Below are 2,772 nucleotides of genomic sequence, written 5' to 3'. Positions count from 1 at the left end.
CTTAGCAAGTCCTTTGTCAGCAAGTACTTTTGAGATCGCTGCAGTTGTTGTCGTTTTTCCATGGTCAACGTGTCCTATTGTTCCTACGTTTACATGGGGTTTCGTTCTTGAAAATTTTTCCTTAGCCATTTCAATCCTCCTGATTTTGTTTTATATAAAATTTTTTAATATCCGATTTTAGTAAAAAAAAAATCCACACAAATTTCCCAAGATTAAAGGATCAGTTGTGTAGTGATAAAGTGGTGGTGAGAGAAGGATTCGAACCTTCGAAGGCGGAGCCGGCAGATTTACAGTCTGCTCCCTTTGGCCACTCGGGAATCTCACCGTATTTAGTTGTGTCCATAATGTTGTTGGTACCCCGTAGGAGAATTGAACTCCTGTCTTCAGAGTGAAAATCTGATGTCCTCACCACTGGACGAACGGGGCATTATGGTGCCGCTTATCGGAGTCGAACCAATCACCTACTGATTACAAGTCAGTTGCTCTACCAGATGAGCTAAAGCGGCGACAGACAACGTAATTATATATTACCCACTGTTGTTTGTCAATTTTTTTTTAAAGTTTTTTTAAAAAAAATGAACCCTCCATATATACAAACTCAATTTTGCTCTCTTTTTCCAGTATTTCCAGGTATTTATACAGCTCTTCTTTTTTCTCTCCCACCATCTCACAAAGCTCTTCAAGAGCATAAGGTCTTTTAGAAAGCATGTTTAAAATCAGCTTTTCTCCTTCTGGAGAATACTTTTCTATTTGATCTCTGCTTTTATATTTTTTTATTATTTCTACTCCAAGTACTCCAAAGGATTCAAAATATTTTTTTATCTCATTCAGCCTTTTAAATGTAGCAGGTACTATCCAATCTACGGCTCCAGGTCTTGCCAAAGTATTTAGCTGTATAGCCTCTATACCCAGTCTTTTTAAAAATTCAGCGAAAAGCTTCAGCTCTTGGGGTGTATCATTCACTCCTTCTACTATGAATACCTCTAAAAGTATCTTACCCTTAAATTTCTCAGATAATTTTACCAGACCTTTTAAAATATCCTCTGACTTTAGACTCGGGTGAGGTCTGTTTATCTGTATAAAAACCTCCTCACTTATGGCATCTAGAGAGGGCATTATCACATCTGCCTCCAATATATCCTCTACAACTTCATCAAAATGCAGAAGGGTAGAGTTTGTAATTACAGCCACCTTGGAATCGGTATTTTCCTTTACCCACCTTATAAGAGTTCCTATATCACTGTTCAGTGTAGGCTCTCCGCTCCCAGAAAATGTTATATAGTCAGGTTTTATTTTTTTCAAGGCGCTTTTGAGCTCCTCCTTTACTTCATCAACATTTACATAGCTTCCTCTTTCGCTGTAAGTTTTACTGTTTCCCCCACACTCACAGTATATACAATTGAGGTTACAGGTTTTTGCCTCTACAAGATCCACTCCCAAGGATACTCCCAGCCTTCTAGACGGGACCGGACCGAACACATGCTTATACATAAATTTCCCCCTTAATATTCTACAAGTGAATAAATGGCTCCTGCCAGCCTGTATGGATGATGTCTCACTGTGCCTTTTTCACTTATTTCCAGGAGTTTCTGCTCCAGGATATCTATTTTAATTTTTTCAAGATTTTCCAGGTCGACCTCGACTCTCCCTGCCCCTTCCCTGTTATATTTCTCCATTACATTTTCCGGTATTTCACTGGAATCTGTGACCACTACGTCTAAAAACTCCCCGTCCACGTGCTTATTTATGGCTTTTATATGATCATATACAGTGTAGCCACTGGTTTCCCCTGGCTGCTGCATTGCGTTGCATATATACACTTTTTTAGCCTTTGATTTCAAAAGGGACTCCTTCATTTCAGGTATTAGTAGATTCGGAATTATACTGGTATAAAGGCTTCCTATACCTAAAACTATAAGATCCGCTTCCTCTATTGCCTCTAATGCTTCTTTTACAGGCTGGGGATTTTTTTCAAAAAATACCCGCTTTATACTCTTTTGAGTCTTTGGAATCCTCGATTCACCGGCTATTATTTCCCCGTCTTCCATCTCTGCAAAGAGAGTCACACTCTCACAGGTAGACGGAAGTATGTTTCCTTTAATGTCGAATACTTTCCTAAGGCCCTTCATGGCACTGGCCAGGTCTCCTGTTACCCCCACCATGGCAGTTAAAAGAAGGTTCCCAAGAGGATGCCCCCCCAGGCTGCTGTCTCCTTTAAATCTGTACTGAAGCAGCTCCTCCACAAGGGGTTCTACCTCACTTAGTGCCACCATTACATTTCTTAGATCCCCAGGGGCAGGGATATTAAACTCATTTCTCAGTTTGCCGCTGCTTCCTCCGTCATCAGCCACCGTTACGATGGCAGTTATCTCTACCGGGAAGTGCTTCAGACCTCTCAGGAGAACTGAAAGCCCCGTACCTCCGCCTATCACTACAACCTTTGGTTTTATATACATAAAATATTTTTTCCCTTCCAACATAAATTTAGAGATTATTTCTCCCTAATTATACTACTTCTCAAACCCTGTTTTTTCAAGAAAAACATTTTTCTCTGCTTCAGTTACATTCCAGGTCCACCTCATTAGATCCCCTTACTTTATCACAGTATAATAATCCATTTTGTCTTTTTTTATAATTGTAAAACAAAAGGAGCCCTCTGGGCTCCTCTATACTTTTACTTCTTGATCTCTTCCAGAAGATATTTATACTGTTTAAGCATTATGTTCAAAAATATTTTTTTAGGGAACTGATACCATTTAAACTTCATATTTT

Annotated in this window: 3 protein-coding genes and 3 tRNA genes; all 6 read right to left on the bottom strand. The window is 39.4% G+C overall.

Annotated features, from left to right (window positions below; all coding sequences use genetic code 11):
* The coding region (locus ABZA26_RS11880) for a GTP-binding protein (RefSeq protein ID WP_372714078.1) at positions 1-129 on the bottom strand (129 nt) is incomplete at its 3' end.
* Between the two features lie 111 nt (positions 130-240).
* Positions 241-325 (bottom strand) — tRNA-Tyr (locus ABZA26_RS11875).
* 26 nt (positions 326-351) lie between these two features.
* Positions 352-426: transfer RNA gene (locus ABZA26_RS11870), tRNA-Glu, on the bottom strand.
* Positions 427-430: 4 nt separating this feature from the next.
* A tRNA-Thr gene (locus ABZA26_RS11865) sits at positions 431-506 on the bottom strand.
* Positions 507-555: 49 nt separating this feature from the next.
* On the bottom strand, positions 556-1,491 hold the full coding sequence (locus tag ABZA26_RS11860; protein WP_372714730.1) for a radical SAM protein: 936 nt from the start codon (positions 1,489-1,491) through the stop codon (positions 556-558).
* A gap of 11 nt (positions 1,492-1,502) precedes the next feature.
* A complete protein-coding gene (gene yvcK / locus ABZA26_RS11855; RefSeq protein WP_372714729.1) occupies positions 1,503-2,456 on the bottom strand; it encodes a uridine diphosphate-N-acetylglucosamine-binding protein YvcK in 954 nt (317 codons plus the stop codon).
* Positions 2,457-2,772 lie beyond the last annotated feature (316 nt).

The organism is Ilyobacter sp. (genome assembly GCF_041583315.1).
GTDB lineage: Bacteria > Fusobacteriota > Fusobacteriia > Fusobacteriales > Fusobacteriaceae > Ilyobacter.
Note: the sequence above shows the minus strand (reverse complement) of the source record. Positions and strands in the feature narration are given on the sequence as shown.

What these genes read in the sequence shown, in the direction of transcription:
- ABZA26_RS11860 (WP_372714730.1), bottom strand. Translation starts at nt 1,491, where the DNA reads ATGTATAAGCATGTGTTCGGTCCGGTCCCGTCTAGAAGGCTGGGAGTA.
- yvcK (WP_372714729.1), bottom strand. Translation starts at nt 2,456, where the DNA reads ATGTATATAAAACCAAAGGTTGTAGTGATAGGCGGAGGTACGGGGCTT.